Origin of the sequence: Pseudomonas sp. C27(2019) (assembly GCF_008807395.1) — a bacterium.
Taxonomy (GTDB): Bacteria; Pseudomonadota; Gammaproteobacteria; order Pseudomonadales; family Pseudomonadaceae; genus Denitrificimonas.
In genome coordinates, this window is record NZ_CP043320.1 from 1,337,063 (window position 1) to 1,355,053 (window position 17,991).

Annotated in this window: 12 protein-coding genes and 1 pseudogene; 7 read left to right on the forward strand and 6 right to left on the reverse strand. The window is 49.4% G+C overall.

Annotated features, from left to right (window positions below):
- Positions 1–14 precede the first annotated feature (14 nt).
- A pseudogene (gene cysS / locus FXF61_RS06135) lies at positions 15–1,402 on the reverse strand (cysteine--tRNA ligase).
- Positions 1,399–3,084 (reverse strand): glutamine--tRNA ligase/YqeY domain fusion protein, encoded by a 1,686-nt coding sequence (locus FXF61_RS06140; RefSeq protein WP_151184439.1) that lies wholly within the window; start codon positions 3,082–3,084, stop codon positions 1,399–1,401. Before FXF61_RS06140 ends, cysS begins: the two are co-directional and overlap by 4 nt.
- Positions 3,085–3,207: 123 nt before the next feature.
- On the opposite strand from FXF61_RS06140, the gene FXF61_RS06145 reads away from it, so the two are divergent.
- Together FXF61_RS06145 and FXF61_RS06150 are read left to right on the forward strand one after the other, a co-directional pair.
- Entirely contained in the window at positions 3,208–3,702 is a 495-nt protein-coding gene (locus FXF61_RS06145) for a peptidylprolyl isomerase (RefSeq protein WP_151184440.1), read from the forward strand.
- Positions 3,699–4,454 carry a UDP-2,3-diacylglucosamine diphosphatase gene (locus tag FXF61_RS06150; RefSeq protein WP_151184441.1) on the forward strand — a complete coding sequence of 252 codons (756 nt, stop codon included), beginning with the start codon at positions 3,699–3,701 and terminating at the stop codon, positions 4,452–4,454. The genes FXF61_RS06145 and FXF61_RS06150 overlap by 4 nt, the downstream gene beginning before the upstream one ends.
- Positions 4,455–4,465: 11 nt before the next feature.
- Here the strand turns inward: FXF61_RS06150 and FXF61_RS06155 are convergent, their stop codons facing one another.
- Complete coding sequence (locus tag FXF61_RS06155; protein WP_151184442.1) at positions 4,466–5,068, reverse strand: tRNA-(ms[2]io[6]A)-hydroxylase; 603 nt, start codon at positions 5,066–5,068, stop codon at positions 4,466–4,468.
- A 160-nt stretch (positions 5,069–5,228) separates the two neighbouring features.
- On the opposite strand from FXF61_RS06155, the gene FXF61_RS06160 reads away from it, so the two are divergent.
- From FXF61_RS06160 to FXF61_RS06170, 3 genes are all read left to right on the forward strand, one after another.
- Complete coding sequence (locus FXF61_RS06160) at positions 5,229–6,089, forward strand: universal stress protein (protein ID WP_151184443.1); 861 nt, start codon at positions 5,229–5,231, stop codon at positions 6,087–6,089.
- Positions 6,090–6,460: 371 nt separating this feature from the next.
- Positions 6,461–9,070, forward strand: coding sequence for a bifunctional aconitate hydratase 2/2-methylisocitrate dehydratase (gene acnB / locus FXF61_RS06165; RefSeq protein WP_151184444.1), 2,610 nt, complete (start codon positions 6,461–6,463; stop codon positions 9,068–9,070).
- A 152-nt stretch (positions 9,071–9,222) separates the two neighbouring features.
- Positions 9,223–10,140, forward strand: a complete 918-nt coding sequence (locus tag FXF61_RS06170) for a ZIP family metal transporter (protein ID WP_151184445.1) — start codon at positions 9,223–9,225, stop codon at positions 10,138–10,140.
- A gap of 6 nt (positions 10,141–10,146) precedes the next feature.
- Here the strand turns inward: FXF61_RS06170 and FXF61_RS06175 are convergent, their stop codons facing one another.
- A complete protein-coding gene (locus tag FXF61_RS06175) occupies positions 10,147–10,455 on the reverse strand; it encodes a DUF1883 domain-containing protein (protein WP_151184446.1) in 309 nt (102 codons plus the stop codon).
- Between the two features lie 238 nt (positions 10,456–10,693).
- On the opposite strand from FXF61_RS06175, the gene FXF61_RS06180 reads away from it, so the two are divergent.
- Both FXF61_RS06180 and alaC read left to right on the forward strand, forming a co-directional pair.
- Positions 10,694–11,827, forward strand: a complete 1,134-nt coding sequence (locus tag FXF61_RS06180; RefSeq protein ID WP_151184447.1) for an MFS transporter — start codon at positions 10,694–10,696, stop codon at positions 11,825–11,827.
- 116 nt (positions 11,828–11,943) lie between these two features.
- Complete coding sequence (gene alaC / locus FXF61_RS06185) at positions 11,944–13,149, forward strand: alanine transaminase (RefSeq protein WP_151186021.1); 1,206 nt, start codon at positions 11,944–11,946, stop codon at positions 13,147–13,149.
- A 106-nt stretch (positions 13,150–13,255) separates the two neighbouring features.
- Here the strand turns inward: alaC and FXF61_RS06190 are convergent, their stop codons facing one another.
- The gene (locus FXF61_RS06190) at positions 13,256–13,777 is read right to left on the reverse strand and encodes a hypothetical protein (RefSeq protein ID WP_151184448.1); all 522 of its coding nucleotides are present in this window, start codon (positions 13,775–13,777) and stop codon (positions 13,256–13,258) included.
- Positions 13,778–13,919: 142 nt separating this feature from the next.
- Positions 13,920–17,831: an ATP-dependent RNA helicase HrpA gene (gene hrpA / locus FXF61_RS06195; RefSeq protein ID WP_151184449.1), complete on the reverse strand. Its 3,912-nt coding sequence runs from the start codon at positions 17,829–17,831 to the stop codon at positions 13,920–13,922.
- Positions 17,832–17,991 lie beyond the last annotated feature (160 nt).

Below are 17,991 nucleotides of genomic sequence, written 5' to 3' on the forward strand. Positions count from 1 at the left end.
CAAGATAGCATTTTTTATTGATCAGCTAAGCGCCAACCCGTTCCGTCCTTACCGTCTTCCAACAAGATGCCCAAAGCAGTCAATTCGTCACGTATTCGGTCGGATTCTGCCCAGTTTTTATTTTCACGGGCAGCTAAACGTGCCGCAATCAATGCTTCAACCTGAGCTGCATCCACACGCTTTTCCGAACCAGCTTGCAAGAAAGCATCAGGCTCAAGTTGCAAAATACCTAACACTGCACCCAGCTCTTTCATCCGCGCAGCTAAGCCAGCAGCCGCTGTTGGATCTTGTGTGTTGATACGGTTCACTTCACGGGCCATTTCAAACAGTATTGAGCAGGCTTCAGGCGCGTTGAAGTCATCATCCATTGCTTTAGTAAAGCGCTCAACAAAAACCTCACCACCAGCAGCTGGGGCAGACTCGACACCCTTCAGTGTCAGGTAGAAACGCTCCAATGCTGAACGTGCTTCGCGCAGGTTGTCTTCTGAATAGTTAATCGGACTGCGGTAATGGCTGGAAACTAAGAGATAGCGCACCACTTCTGGGTGGTATTTTTCCAAGACATCGCGAATGGTGAAAAAGTTACCCAAAGATTTGGACATTTTTTCGCCATCAACACGCACCGCCCCAGCATGCATCCAAGTGGTTGCATATTGTTTTCCGGTTGCCGCTTCACTTTGTGCGATTTCATTTTCATGGTGTGGGAAAACCAAGTCGGGACCGCCGCCATGGATATCAAAGCTGTCGCCGAGGCAGCAGGTGGACATCACTGAACATTCAATATGCCAGCCAGGACGCCCTGCCCCCAAGGGGAATCCCAGCTCGGTTCGCCCGCCTTGGCCGCTTTCCACAGAACAAAATCCAATGGATCTTCTTTAGCTTCATCCACTTCGATGCGCGCACCGATTTTCAGGTCACTGATTTTACGGCGTGAAAGCTTGCCGTAGCCGACAAACTTAGCCACACGGTAATACACATCGCCGTTATCTGCAGCGTAAGCAAATCCTTTATCGATTAAGGTTTGAATCATTTTAAACATGCCATCAATATGACCAGTGGCGCGCGGTTCCATGTCTGGACGCAGCACATTTAAACGGCCTTCATCTTCATGCATCGCGGCAATCATGCGCTCAACCAGCTGTTCATACGGCTCGTTGTTTTCTTGCGCACGATGGATGATTTTGTCATCAATATCAGTAATATTGCGCACATAAGTGACATCATAGCCACGATGGCGCAACCAGCGCGTCACCACATCAAACGCCACCATCACCCGCGCATGACCAATATGGCAAAAGTCATACACGGTCATACCACAGACATACATGCGCACATGATTGCCTTCTAAGGGCTGCAGCGGCTCTTTTTGCTTAGTTAGGGTGTTGTAAATCGCTAAGGTCATGCTTTCCCCCATGAGTCACGCAAGGTTACTGTGCGGTTAAATACCAAGGCGTCTGGCTTGCTGTCGACATTGTCTAAGCAGAAATAACCTTCGCGCTCAAACTGGAAGCTGTCACCCACTTGCGCTTGCAACAAGGACGGCTCAGCACGGCAGCCGGTTAACACCACTAATGATTCTGGGTTGACGTTATCAAGGAAGGATTCACTGGTTTCGCCATCATCATCTTTATCAGGGTTGGCCGTATTAAACAGGCGATCATACAAACGCACTTCGCACTCAATACTTTGTGCTGCGGGCACCCAATGAATCACCCCTCTAACTTTACGGCCTTCTGGGTTTTTACCTAAGGTGTCTGGATCGTATGAACAGCGCAGCTCAAGCACATTGCCATCTGCATCGCGAATGGCCTCATCAGCACGGATCACATAGCTGCCGCGCAGACGTACTTCACCACCAGGCACTAAACGCTTATAGCCCTTAGGTGGGGTTTCTTCATAGTCGCTGGCATCAATATAGATTTCACGGGCAAACGGCAATTCACGCACCCCCATATCGCGCTTAGGGTGACGTGGCAGTTGCAGGGTTTGTTGTTGATCTTCTGGGTAGTTGGTAATCACGACTTTAATCGGATTGAGTACGCACATGGCACGCGATGCATTGGTGTCTAGATCTTCTCGGATGCAAAACTCCAACATACCCAAATCAACCACACCACCGGCACGGTTAACGCCAATCATGTCGCAGAAATTACGGATTGACGCTGGCGTATAACCTCTACGGCGGAAGCCGCTGATGGTCGACATGCGCGGGTCATCCCAGCCAGTCACATGACTTTCATCAACCAGTTGCTTGAGTTTGCGCTTACTGGTGATGGTGTAGTTTAAGTTTAAGCGGGCAAACTCATACTGACGCGGCTTGACCGGCACTGGTAACTGCTCTAAAAACCACTCATACAGGGGACGGTGGTCTTCAAACTCTAGGGTGCAAATTGAGTGGGTAATCAACTCAATGGCATCGGACTGGCCATGAGTGAAGTCATAGCTTGGGTAGATACACCATGCGTCGCCAGTTTGGTGGTGATGGGCATGACGAATACGGTACAGAATTGGATCGCGCAGATTCATATTCGGTGAAGCCATATCAATCTTGGCGCGCAGCGCACAGGTGCCGTCTGGGAACTCACCAGCGCGCATACGAGTTAGCAAATCAAGGTTTTCGCTGACACCTCGCTCACGAAACGGGCTGTTTTTACCCGGCTCAGTCAAACTGCCACGGTATTCTCGCGCTTGCTCTGGGGTTAAGTCACAGACATAAGCCTTGCCTTGCTCAACCAAGTGCACGGCCCAGGCATACAGCTGCTCAAAGTAATCCGAGGCATAACGCACCCCGCCATCCCACTGAAAACCGAGCCAGTTGACATCATCTTTAATGGCATCGATGTATTCTTGTTCTTCCTTGGCAGGATTGGTGTCATCGAAACGCAAATGACACACACCACCAAACTCTTTTGCCAAACCAAAATTTAGGCAGATGGACTTGGCGTGACCAATATGCAGGTAGCCGTTGGGTTCAGGCGGAAAACGCGTGACAATACTGCTGTGCTTGCCTGACTGTAAATCGGCTTCAATAATTGGACGAAGAAAGTTCGCGGCGACATTTACGGACGATTCAGACGTGCTCATGGGCTTTTTAATACTCATTACTGCCTATTATGGGTAGGCTGGTTCAAATAAAGTGCTTATCATACCCGAACCTGTCACCTCTCCGACAGGTCTATGCCTTTTTAGCTTCTATGGATCGATTTAATGATTAAATTACATACCAATCACGGCGTTATCACGCTAAACCTCTTTGCTGACAAAGCACCTGAAACGGTTGCCAATTTTATTCAATACGTTAAAGACGGTCATTATGACAACACCATCTTTCACCGTGTGATCAGTAACTTTATGATCCAAGGCGGTGGTTTTGATGCCGATATGAAACAAAAAGAGACCCGTGCCACCATTAAAAACGAAGCCAATAACGGTGTGTCTAATAAAACTGGCACCATTGCTATGGCGCGCACCATGGAGCCGCATTCGGCTTCAGCACAATTCTTTATTAACGTGCAAGACAACGACTTCCTTGATCACACTGCACCGACCACACAAGGCTGGGGCTACACCGTATTCGGTGAAGTGGTTGAAGGCATGGATGTTGTAGAAGCCATTAAAGGCGTTGCCACCACCAGCAAAAACGGACACCAAGACGTGCCGCGCGAAGATGTGATCATTGAAAAAGCCGAGATTGTCGAGTGATCCTGCTGATTTCTGATCTGCATTTACATGAGGGACGCCCAGATATCACTGGCGCGTTCCTTGCGTTTCTTGAGCAGCGCGCCAAACATACACAAGCCCTCTATATCTTGGGCGACTTCTTTGAGGTCTGGATTGGTGATGATGCTATCAGCCCCTTTCAACGCTCAATTGCTCAAGCCCTGAGTGATGTTGCAGCAACCGGCACGCAGATTTATCTGATGCATGGTAACCGAGATTTTTTAATAGGCGAGGAATTTTGCGAGCTGGCCGATTGCCAACTGCTTAAAGACCCCAGTATTGTTCAGCTGGCTGGAGAACGAGTATTACTGATGCATGGCGACAGCCTCTGCACCAGCGACAAAAGTTACATTCGTTTACGAAGAGTCCTACGTAACCCATTGATATTGTTTATTTTGCGCAACCTGCCTTTAAGTACTCGGCAGCGCTTAGCAGGTGATCTGCGGCAAAAGAGTAAAACCAGCACACGTATGAAAGCCAGTGCTATCACAGATGTAAATCCCGAAGAAGTCACTAAAGTAATGGCTCGACACAAGGTGCGCACCCTAATCCACGGCCACACCCACCGCCCTGCGGTGCATGATTTGAGTGGAGACAAGCGGCGCATTGTCTTAGGTGACTGGGATACTCAAGGTTGGTTTGTTAAGGTCAGCGCCACCCGCGTAGAGTTGCAACCACTGCCATTCGCCGACACGACTACGTCCCCTGATCCCTCCGATGAATCAAGCAACTGACTTGGTTCGCCCTAACCCTGCGGCACACCACTGTGAAATCTAAATTCAGCATCTTCAGTTAAAATGGCTTCGCGCTCCACTTCAGCAAAAAACGCGATACGCTGATCAATCGGCTGCTTAGCGTACAGTTTAGCCATACGCAAATACCCTTCGAAATGGCGCGACTCTGATTTGAGCAGCGACGTATAAAAACGCCCAAGCTCGTCATCTAAGTGCGGCGCTAAACGGTAAAACCGTTCGCATGAACGCGCCTCAATAAATGCCAAGACTATTAAAGTGTCAATGAGTTTCTCAGGCTCTTGTTTAGCAATGTGCTTCTGCAAGCGCTGCGCATAACTAGAAGCGCTGAGTTGACGGTAACGTATACCGCGCTTCTTCATTAGCGCAGTGACTTGCTCAAAGTGACGCAACTCTTCACGGGCTAAACGCGAGAGGTACTGCTGCAGCTCTTCCCGCTCAGCATAACGAAACATTAAGGAAAGGGCGGTGCCTGCTGCTTTCTTTTCGCAATTAGCATGATCCAACAATAACAGCTCTGGTTGATCTAGCGCACACTCAAGCCAACTTTGTGGTGTCTGACACTGTAAAAAAGCTTCGATTTCAGGTATTAACATAGGGTATATACTAAAGGCTATAATAAATAAGTACTATTATACGTGGCCATTACAGAACAACCAGCCTTGGCGGCATATACACCTCAACACCCAACAACGAACAGCATTGACAATCGCCTCGGCAAAGAACTCAATAGGCTAAAATCACAGGGAGAAAAATATGCAAGAGATTCGTAATATTCTGGTTGTCATGACCCCCAATCAGCCCGAGGGGTTAGCGCTAAAACGTGCCAAGCTGATTGCTGGTGTAACACAGTCACGCCTGCACTTATTGGTGTGCGACAAGCGTGGTGAATACGGTCAATATTTAACTGATACGGCCAAGGAGCTTAAAGAGGATGGTTATGACGTGACCACCCAGCAAGCCTGGAATGAGACATTTCATGAAACCATTATCAAAGCTCAGCAAGCTGAGAACTGCGGCTTAGTCATTAAGCAGCACTTTCCTGAAAACCCACTCAAACGTGCTTTATTAACACCAGATGATTGGAAGCTCCTGCGCTACTGTCCTTGCCCTGTATTGATTACAAAAACCAATCGTCCATGGACCCAAGGCTCGATTCTGGCCGCCGTTGATGTCGGCAACAGCAGTGGTGAGCACCGCCGCTTGCATGCCAGCCTGATCAGCAACGCCTTTGAAGTAGCGAGTATTGCAAAGGCAACCTTACATGTATTTTCAGCGCACCCGTCACCCATGCTTTCAGCATCTGATCCGACCTTCCAGCTGCGCGAAACCATTGAAGCACGCTACCGCCAGCAATGCGCAAACTTCGTAAAAGAGTTTGAATTGGACGAAGAACAAATGCACATTAAAGAGGGTCCAGCCGATGTACTGATCCCGGAAATGGCAAAAGAGCTCGATGCTGTGGTAACAGTTATCGGCACTGTGGCACGCACAGGGTTATCCGGCGCACTGATCGGCAACACTGCTGAAGTAGTGCTGGATGCTGTTGAGACGGATGTATTGGTACTCAAACCTGATGATGTCATGAAGCAGCTTGAAAGCCAGCTACAAAGCTGATCAGCTGTTAAAGTTCGGTTTGGCATTTAATGAGCTGTTGTTGAGTCTTACTGTCTCGATACAGCGGATCTAAAACCAACTGTAAAGCATGTTAGCCCAAGGTCTAACATGCTATTTGCTATGCAAAACCATTAATGCCCCTTAACTTTATGGCGCTTGTAGCTTAGAATAAGCACGCCATTTTAGGCAATCACGTCCAAAATCGAGGCTGTTTTCAAAGCGTATAGGGTTTCGCCCTGCTCGCTGTTGCGTAAAATAGCAATGATAAAAGTCAGCATTGCTCTGACTTACGTCGACCTGCAACACTTTGAAAACAGCTTCTGGATAAGCGCCCCTTCCTGTTTGGGGGCCAATGATGAGGATAAAATACTGTGCTTGAAGCCTACCGCAAACACGTAGCAGAACGCGCTGAACTGGGCATTGTCCCTCAGCCACTTGATAGCGAACAAACCACTGGTTTAGTTGAGCTACTGAAAAACCCACCTGCTGGCGAAGAAGAGTTCCTACTGGACCTCGTCACTAACCGCGTACCTGCCGGTGTTGACGAAGCCGCTTATGTTAAAGCAGCTTTCTTATCAGCCATTGCTAAAGGTGAAGCCACTTCGCCACTAATCGATAAAGCACACGCTGTTAAATTGCTAGGCACCATGCAAGGTGGCTACAACATCGAAACCTTGGTTGCTTTATTAGACGATGCTGAACTGTCTGAACTAGCTGCCGCTGAACTCAAGCACACTCTGTTGATGTTTGATGCATTCCATGATGTTGCCGAAAAAGCTAAAGCAGGCAATGCTAGCGCTAAAGCAGTGATGCAATCATGGGCTGATGGCGAGTGGTTCAAATCTCGCGCAGCGCTTGAAGAAAAAATCACGCTAAGCGTATTTAAAGTCACCGGCGAAACCAACACCGATGACCTATCCCCTGCTCCTGATGCATGGTCACGTCCTGACATTCCTTTGCACGCATTAGCGATGCTGAAAATGGAGCGTGATGGCATTACTCCGGATGAGCCAGGTAAAGTCGGCCCAATCAAGCAAATGGAAGCACTGAAAGCTAAAGGCTTCCCAGTTGCTTACGTTGGTGACGTTGTTGGTACTGGTTCTTCACGTAAGTCAGCCACCAACTCTGTATTGTGGTTCTTCGGTGACGATATCCCGAACGTACCTAACAAGCGTGCTGGCGGTTTCTGTTTCGGTACTAACATTGCACCTATCTTCTACAACACCATGGAAGATGCTGGCGCACTGCCAATCGAGTTCGATTGCACCAACTTAAGCATGGGCGATGTGATCGACGTTTACCCATACAAAGGTGAAGTACGTCGTAACGGTTCTGACGAGTTAGTGACTAACTTTGAATTAAAAACTGACGTTTTGCTTGATGAAGTACGTGCCGGTGGCCGTATTCCATTGATCATTGGTCGTGGTCTAACTGAGAAAGCACGTGCTGAATTAGGCTTAGAGCCATCAGGCTTGTTCAAAAAGCCGGTTCCACCAGCAGGCAGCGATAAAGGTTTCACCTTAGCGCAAAAAATGGTTGGTCGTGCTTGTGGTTTACCAGAAGGTCAAGGCGTACGCCCTGGCACTTACTGTGAGCCAAAAATGACCACCGTTGGTTCGCAAGACACCACAGGCCCAATGACTCGTGATGAGCTAAAAGACTTAGCCTGCTTAGGTTTCTCTGCAGACCTCGTCATGCAATCATTCTGCCACACCTCAGCCTACCCAAAACCCATTGACGAAATCACGCACCACACCCTGCCTGACTTCATCATGAACCGTGGTGGTGTATCACTGCGTCCAGGTGACGGTATTATCCACAGCTGGTTGAACCGTATGCTGTTGCCTGACACCGTTGGTACCGGTGGTGACTCACACACCCGTTTCCCAATTGGTATCTCCTTCCCTGCAGGTTCAGGCCTTGTTGCGTTCGCAGCAGCCACTGGTGTAATGCCGCTGGATATGCCTGAATCAGTATTGGTTCGCTTTAAAGGTAAAATGAACCCAGGTATCACTTTACGTGACCTTGTTCATGCCATTCCTTACTACGCGATCCAAGAAGGCCACTTGACCGTTGAGAAAAAAGGCAAGAAGAACATCTTCTCTGGCCGTATCCTTGAAATTGAAGGTCTAAACGATCTAACCGTTGAGCAAGCGTTTGAGCTGTCTGACGCATCTGCTGAGCGCTCTGCTGCAGGTTGCACCATCAAGCTGCCAGAGAACGTTATTGCTGAGTACCTGCAGTCCAATATCACCATGCTGCGCTGGATGATCAGCGAAGGTTACGGTGATACCCGCACCATCGAGCGTCGCGCACAAGCGATGGAAGCATGGTTGGCTAACCCTGAGCTGCTGCAAGCTGATGCAAACGCTGAGTACTCAACTGTTATCGAAATTGATCTGGCTGATATTAAAGAGCCGATTCTTTGTGCACCGAACGATCCAGACGATGCGCGCTTACTGTCTGAAGTTCAAGGTCGCAAAATTGATGAAGTATTCATCGGTTCGTGCATGACCAACATCGGCCACTTCCGTGCGGCAGGTAAACTGCTACAGAAAGTTGATGGCAAAATGCCAACAACACTGTGGTTAGCGCCACCAACCCGTATGGACAAGTACCAGCTGACTGAAGAAGGTTACTACCAGACCTACGAGAACGCTGGTGCACGTATCGAAGAGCCAGGCTGCTCACTGTGCATGGGTAACCAAGCACGTGTTGAAACAGGCGCCACTGTCGTTTCAACCTCAACCCGTAACTTCCCGAACCGTTTAGGCGACAACACTGACGTATTCTTGGCTTCTGCTGAGCTTGCGGCAGTTGCCTCAATCACGGGTAAGTTGCCAACTGTTGAAGAGTACATGGCCTACGCAGCAGACATCGACAGCATGTCGGCTGATGTATACCGCTACCTCAACTTCGACCAAATGGCGAACTACACAGAAGCCGCTGCTAAAGCGACTATCCCTGTGCTAGAGATCTAATTTAGCGTCGACTGCAACACTAAATGCCCCGCTTAATGCGGGGCATTTTTTTATCGTTAGAAACATGCCGTACTGGCTCAATACTCATTTGGCCTACTACCCGCGTAGACAGTAGTCTCGTACACTCAAATCATGCTTAAGAGATCGTCATAATGCGCACACTTAAAGGCCATCAGGAAATGATGCAGGCGTGGCGAGCACAAGCCCGTAATAATCCTTGGCTCACGCTAAGTTTTGCTGCGATTGTGTTTATCATCGCAGTACTAACTCTCGTCTCTATCTATCAAGGTCTACAACTTGATAATTTTTACTATGCTCTGGCTGGAGGGCTAGCCGGTTTTATCGCCACAGCAACAGGCGCGCTACTGATTTATTTTACCCAAACTACCAGTGTGCGCACACAAGACAGCATGCTAGGTTTTGCTGCAGGCATGATGCTGGCAGCCAGTGCCTTCTCATTAATTTTACCTGGCATTGAAGCCGCCCAAGACATATTGCAACAACCCTTTCTAGCCTCAGCGATTGTCGCTCTGGGCTTGGGTTTTGGCACAGTAATGATGCTTGGTCTTAATTACCTCACACCACACGGCCAAGCCAGCGAAGTGCTGTGCGGTCCAGACTGTCAGCGGCTCAATGGCGTTTGGTTGTTTGTTTTTGCAATTGCCCTGCATAACCTGCCGGAAGGCATGGCGATCGGTATTTCATTTACCCATGGTGATTTAAAGATTGGCCTGCCGCTGACCATAGCCATTGCTATTCAAGATATACCAGAAGGCTTTGCAGTGGCTGTGGCGTTACGCAGTGTTGGCTTCAGCACCACTAAAGCCTTTCTTATAGGCGCTGCAACAGGCGTATTAGAGCCGCTTGGCGCAATGCTAGGTTTTGCGATGTCAAGCAGCGTGCTATTGGCTTACCCAATGAGCATGGGTTTAGCTGCCGGCGCCATGATCTTTGTGGTATGTCACGAAGTGATTCCAGAAACTCACCGCAACGGCCACCAAATAGCAGCTTCGACAGGTTTAATGGTGGGGTTTGCAGTCATGATGTTTCTTGATACTGCGCTAGGCTAGAACAACTCAGCGCGTGACAGGACGATCATTTTTATTGCGTACAATTTTTATTTTATGAGTGAACTGTACTTTGCGGGTCACACTGATCGCTCGACGGGTGACGGTATCTAAGGTGATATTCCAGTAGCCGGTACTGGGCACTTTGATACGCGCAGGAAAGTCTGCAAAAGCACCACCGTGATAAGTATGGCGGCCACCGTTTTTGAAACTACGAAAATTAGCATCACTCATTAAGCGGATATTGCAGGTTTGTGAGCATTCAATAACGACTGTGTCGCCTTCTTTTAAATACTCGCGTTGATGGACAAACTTCATAATACGCATCACAGAACAGTAATTTGCGCGTAATATAGCACGTTCCAAGCCCCAGGCAGCTATTTCTCATGCTGTGACTGAGGTGTTCTTGTATCTCTGTCAGTCGCGCTGATTTAACACACTATACCCTGACCACCAGCCAGCAGTTTGCGTGGTGACTCTGAGGTTTACTTACCGACAACTGCATCTGTGCTCATCATTCTTTTAGAAATCACCGATCTTTTAAGCGCTAAATGCCATGCATTCTGATAACGACTCACTGCTATTTACCATCCTCAGCAGCCGTATCGGCTATTTTATTGCCGGCTTCGGCTTAGCTGTTTGGGCGCCTTTAGTACCCTATGTGCGTTTACACATCCCTATGACAGATGCCACTTTTGGCCTGCTACTGCTGTGTATTGGTGTGGGCTCACTGTGCTGCATGCCAGCCTCAGCAATGCTGACCAACCGTTTTAGCATTCGCCGCTGCTTATTTGTGCTGACGCTGATTTTACTCTGCACCCTACTCGTCATCGCAACCGCAACCTCATTATGGCTGATAGGGCTGGCCTTATTTGCCTTTGGTGGCAGCCTTGGGGTGCTAGATGTCGTCCTTAATATTCAAGGTCTAAGTGTTGAAAATCGCGCTAATAGCAGCATGATGTCGAACTTTCACGGCATGTTTAGTGTCGGTACCATTGCTGGTGCAGTATTGATGATTACTCTACTTACGCTAGGGTTTTCCGCTTTGCTCAGCACTGTGGCTGCTGTACTGCTGATCTTTTTGCTGAGTCTGTTCGCTGTGCGCGGTTATTTAGATGAGCGCACCCTAGGCAGCAGTCAATCCTTTATTTGGCCCAACGCCTGGATTGTGCTGGTGGGCTTAATGTGTTTTGTGGTCTATCTGGCCGAAGGCGTAATACTGGACTGGAGTGCTTTATATCTAATCAATGATAAACAGATTGCCACCGCGCAAGCCGGTCTGGGCTACGCCAGCTTTGCTGCTATGGTCGCCACTGGACGCTTTTTAGGTGATGGCCTTGTGCGCGTATTAGGACGCGTGCGCATTATTGTTGGCGGTGGCTTGTTAGCGGCTGCGGGGATTGCTTTGAGCATCATCACTGATCATTGGGGTATCGCATTATTGGGCTATGCCCTGTGCGGCTTAGGCTGCGCCAATGTGTCACCGGTGTTGATTTCTTCGCTCAGCCAACAAACACACATGCCCACCCACCTAGCCATTACCGCAGCCACCACCATTGGCTTTGCCGGTGTCTTAGCAGGGCCAGCGATGATGGGTGCGGTGGCCCATTACAGCTCACTCAGTGCCGCCTTTGCGGTTTTGGCTGGATTGTTGTTGGTGGTTGCTGCTTGTGGGCCGCGGTTTAAGTAAAGATATTGCTTGCACCCCTTGATCTTCAAACAAACTCAGCGTACTTTTACTGGCTCGACTCACGCATGAGTCAGCGTCGCTCAGACGGTTCTGGGCGCTTACGTTTTGAGGTTCACATGACTGACATCCGTCAACCACGGCGCTTTTCGCGCATTGATCGCCTGCCACCCTATGTTTTCAATATCACTGCTGAATTAAAGATGGCGGCACGCCGTCGCGGTGAAGATATTATTGATTTCAGCATGGGCAACCCTGACGGCTCAACACCGCCACATATCGTGGAAAAACTGGTGCAAACTGTGCAGCGTGGCGACACCCATGGGTACTCCACTTCTCGTGGTATTCCACGCCTGCGCCGTGCGATTACCAACTGGTACAAAAAACGCTACGAAGTTGAGCTCGATCCAGAGACCGAAGCCATTGTCACCATTGGCTCCAAAGAGGGTTTGGCGCATTTAATGCTGGCCACCTTGGATCAGGGCGATATGGTGCTGGTGCCCAACCCCAGTTACCCAATTCATATTTATGGTGCTGTGATTGCTGGTGCGCAGGTGCGCTCTGTGCCATTGATTCCGGGCGTGGACTTTTTTGTCGAGCTTGAGAAAGCCATCCGTCAGTCCATTCCCAAGCCAAAAATGATGATTCTTGGCTTTCCGTCTAACCCAACAGCGCAATGTGTCGAGCTGGATTTTTTTGAGCGTGTAGTCGCTTTGGCGCGCGAGCACAACATCATTGTCATCCATGATTTAGCCTATGCTGACATCGTGTATGACGGCTGGACTGCCCCTTCCATTATGCAAGTGGAAGGCGCGCGTGATGTTGCTGTCGAGTTTTTCACCCTATCTAAAAGCTACAACATGGCCGGTTGGCGTGTGGGCTTTATGGTGGGCAATCAAGAGCTAGTCACCGCGTTAGCCCGTATTAAAAGCTATCACGATTATGGCTCCTTCACCCCTGTGCAAGTGGCCGCCATTGCAGCGCTGGAAGGTGACCAACAATGCGTGCTGGATATTGCCGAAAAATACCGCCAGCGTCGTAATCTGATGGTCAAAGGTCTGCATGAAATCGGCTGGATGGTAGAGAAACCAAAAGCCTCAATGTACATCTGGGCAAAGATTCCTGATGCCTATGCTGAGCTGGGCTCTTTAGAGTTTTCTAAGAAGTTACTGGCTGAGGCAAAGATCAGTGTTTCGCCTGGGGTGGGCTTTGGTGATTACGGTGATGATTATGTGCGCTTTGCTTTGATCGAAAACTTGGATCGCTCACGGCAAGCGCTGCGCGGCATTAAAGCCATGTTCCGTGCTGACGGTTTAATCGAATAGGCTTGCAGCTACATCGCGGAGGCTAATTACCGCGATGTAGCGCTAACCAAGCTCTAGCCAAATTATATTGGCTCCACGGCTGATAATATCAGGAACTATACAGCTGTTATTTTTTAGATTTGAACTCTCTCATTTTCAGGCAAGCAAATCCGGATGGGCGAATTATCATTTGCTGAAGTTTTAGCTGTTTTTGTTCAACACTATTTAACTGCTTAAGCCCGCTTACACTGCAATATCTATCCGTGCCTGCTAACACACCGAAAAACCCAGCCGTCTTTTCTAAGTGGTTCCCTTGATACAAAGCATACTTAGCATTTTTCTCTGGGGTAAATGAAAAGATAATATTGCAATATGAACCTGCAAGTCTCTGTTCAAGGGCCATAAAGATTGGCTTATCGGAATGAACATCTACTGAAGATCCGGAAGGGCCAGCTGAGGTCGTTCCAGCAAAACAACCATTGATATCCATGTTATAGATAATAAATCTTGAGCTTTTATCATAATTCACAGCAACCGCTGCAGAAGGCTCGCCTGCAACAGGAAATACATAGGGTTTATTCCCTACTCTCTCAACTAAGGAGCAACCTGTCAGTAAAGCTAGAGATAAAAAAACAGAAGTGATGCGCATATAAACCTCCCTATAAACAAGCGACAGATTAAATCATAGGTCATGTTTATAAATGGTCAATAGCATTACAATTTTTCAAGCTATACGACACAGCTCACTCTTTATATCAGCATGTAGAGAATGAAAACTTGTGGCATAACTGCTAATCCTCAACCAATGCCCACTGCTTACTCAAACGCTTATCGGAGACCGGCACTTTAGTGCCCAGCTGTTGGGCAAATAGCGACACGCGATATTCTTCTAGCATCCAGCGGTAGAGGGTTAGTGCTTCATCGTACTTGCCTTCTTGCGCATGTTTATTTTGGCGTTTTTTCAGTTTATCTAATAGGCCACTCAGTTCAACAGTCCAAACCCGATCCTGCTGCACTTGGCTGGGTAAGCGTTCTAAACGCTGCTCAACCGCTTTTAAATAACGCGGGTATTCTTGCAGCCAAACCGCTGGCGTATCACGCACAAAGCCGGCATACAGCAAGCTGGCCAACTGCGCTTTTATATCGTTGAGTGCGACCGCCATCGATAAATCAATGCGCCCTTTGAGGCGTTTTTTAATCGCGTGCCAGCGCTGCAAAATCAGCAATACGGTCTTAGCTAGATGCTCAGCCACTGGCACAAGCTCACCGCGTTTGGTATCGGCAAGTTTTGCCACTGCTTGCGCATCGCGTGGCAGCACCGATAAATCTTGCAGCATGCAGCGGTCAATACTGGCCAATAAAATATCTTCAGTCAGCGCCTCAATACGACCCAAATCACGGTAGAGCAAACCCATATTGGTTAGGCCAGGTAAGTGGCTGCGCAGATACTTAGCCGGTTCAGCCAAATGCTGCAGTAATAAGCGTTGCAGCGCACGGCGGTGTTCTTGGTCGGCTTGCTGCTGAGTGGAAAAGCGCCCTTCTTGTACCTCACCGGCTTTATCCACCAGCGCTGGGTAGACAGTCATCGCCATCCCCGCCACTTTATGTGTACTTTGTGTTTGTACGTTAAAGTCATCGCGCGCCAGCGCTTGTGGCGCCGTTGTGGTGTGCTTTAACTCGGCCAAAGCTTGCTGACTGGCACCAGAAAAACGGCGGCGCAACTCGGCTAAATCACGCCCTTCACCCAACACCTTGCCGTCGGCATCGACCACTTCAATATTCATACGCAGGTGCTCATCAAGCTGAGCAGCGGCTTCTTGCCATAACTCATCACTGACACGCACGCCAGTCATACGCAACAGTTGCTGGCCCAGCACCTCGTTCAACAAACCTTGAGCAAATGGCATGCCTTCCAATGCAGCGTTCACAAAATCAGGCACAGGTACAAAGTTTTTGCGTACAGCTTTGGGTAAGTTGCGCACCATGGCAATGCAGCGGGTTTGCAGCAGGCCAGGTACCAGCCATTGCAATAACGCCTCAGGCACTTGCGCCAGTAGTGGCGCTGGAATAGTGACAGTCACGCCATCACGCAAATGCCCCGGCTCAAAGTGATAGCTGAGTGGCAGCGCAATATCTTGCCACTGCAGGGTATCTGGGTACTGATTAGCCGTGACTTCGCTGGCATCGCGCGCCAGCACATCCTCTTCTGTCATTAACAGAAGTTGTGGATTCTTAGCGCTGCTACGTTTATACCAGCGATCAAAACTGGCCGTTTGGTAAATGTCTGCTGGAATGTGCTGATCGTAATAATTAAACAAGGTTTCTTCGTCGGCCAGAATATCACGGCGACGTGCTTTGGCTTCCAGCTTATCGAGGGTTTTTAACAGCTCGCGATTGGCTTGCAAGCAGTGAGCACGGCTGAGAATTTCATTGGCGACCAAGCCTTCACGGATAAAGGTTTCTCGACTTAGCACAGGATCTATCGGCCCATAATGCACAGTGCGACGACCGATAATAATCAAGCCATATAAACTCACTTGTTCATAGGCAACCACTTGCCCACGGCGCTTTTCCCAGTGCGGCTCAAGGTAAGTGCGCCGCAGTAAATGCTCGGCCAATTGCTCAGCCCATTCAGGCTCTATTTTTGCCACTAAGCGAGCAAAGAGCCGGGTGGTTTCCACCAGTTCAGCAGCCATCAACCACTGCGGTCGTTTGCGCCCTAGGGTGCTGGATGGGTGAATATGAAAACGTCGTTGCCGCGCACCGAGAAAATCATTGTCTTCGGTTTTTTGACCAATTTGACTGAGCAAACCGGTCAACAAAGCTTTATGCAATTGCGCATAGTCGCAAGGCTGCTGGTTAAACGGCAGCTGCAGCTCACGACAAATCAGAGTGAGCTGGCGATGGGCATCACGCCATTCGCGCATGCGCAAATAGTTGAGAAAATGCGTGCGACACCAACGACGTACACCTGAGCTACCAAGCGCTAAGCGCTGCTCTTCAAAGCTGCGCCAGATATTGATCAGTACGGCAAAGTCTGAATCTGGATCTTTCCAGGGCGCATGTGCTTGATCAGCTGCTTGCTGTTTATCCGCTGGGCGCTCACGCGGGTCTTGGATGGATAATGCACTGGCGACAATCAGCATTTCGCGCAGACTGCCGTGTTCAGCCGCCGCTAACAGCATGCGCCCCACACGTGGATCAATGGGTAAGCGCGCCAGCTGTTTACCCAGGTCGGTCAACTGGCTGTCACGGTTCACCGCACTGAGTTCTTGTAGGACATTAAAGCCATCGCTGATGGCCTTGCCTTCCGGCGGTTCAATAAAGGGGAAATCTTCAATTTTGCCCAAGCGCAAATGCAGCATCTGCAAAATAACAGCAGCGAGGTTGGTGCGTAAAATTTCTGGATCAGTAAATTCAGGCCGGCTTAAATAATCCGCCTCGCTGTACAGGCGAATACAAATGCCCGCTTCCACGCGGCCGCAACGGCCTTGACGCTGATTGGCGCTGGCACGCGAGATGGCTTCAATCGGCAGCCGCTGAATTTTGGCGCGGTAGCTGTAACGGCTGATGCGCGCGGTACCGCTATCAATTACATAGCGAATACCCGGTACAGTTAATGAAGTCTCAGCAACGTTAGTGGCGAGAATCACTTTACGGCCTGGGTGGCTCTGGAAAATCTTCTGCTGCTCGCTGGGTGATAAGCGCGCATACAGCGGCAAGATTTCGGTGTGCTTAAGCTGTGCTTTGCGCAACACTTCTGCACATTCACGAATCTCCCGCTCACCGGGCAAGAACACCAGCACATCCCCGGGTAAGCGTTTTTCGCGGCGCTCATGCTCGGCAATATCGAGCAAACCATTGAGAATGCCTTGATCAACACTGAGGTCTTCTTCAACGGTATTGCCATCTTCATCTTGACTGGCTACCAGCGGGCGATACCAGGTTTCCACCGGATAGGTACGCCCAGATACTTCAATGATAGGTGCATCATTAAAGTGCTTAGAGAATCGCTCTAAATCAATGGTCGCCGAAGTGATAATAACTTTTAGATCCGGCCGGCGCGGCAAGATTTGTTTGATATAACCCAGCAAGAAATCAATATTGAGACTGCGTTCGTGGGCTTCATCAATGATAATCGTATCGTAGCGTTGCAAAAAACGGTCACGGCCTGTTTCTGCCAGCAAAATACCATCCGTCATCAGCTTAATCAGCGTACGCTCGTGGCTCTGGTCTTCATAACGCACCTGATAACCAACCAGCTCACCCAGTGGCGTACCCAGTTCTTCAGCAATACGGGCGGCAACACTGCGTGCGGCTAAGCGTCGGGGCTGGGTATGGCCAATCAAACCACGAGTGCCACGCCCCAACTCTAAACAGAGCTTGGGCAGCTGCGTGGTTTTACCTGAACCTGTTTCACCTGCAATGATCAACACTTGATGTTTGCTCAGTGCCTCTTTAATCGCAGCACGGCGCTCAGCAATCGGCAAGCTGTCATCGTAATGAATGCTAGGGATGCTTAAGCAACGGCTATTGACTTGCGCGCAGGATTTATCGACATCCTGCTGCCATTTGGCAAGCGCCTGCTCATGTTCAGGCTGCTTGAGTAGCGACAGTAGACGTCGACGCAAGCGATGCTGATCAGCGCACTTGGCGTGCTCAAGCTGTGAAAGTAATGCGTGCTGGTTGAGGTGTTTGCTCATTAACGACTAATAACCATCCAATATTGAACCGCCTATTGTCGCAGATTTACGCTGCAGCTGCTGAGCAATTGAGGGTAAACCAGCGCCTATCGGCGTAGATAACTTGTATACTGAGCCTCATATTGTCCGCTATCCGCTTGCCCACCCTATTGCAGGCAGC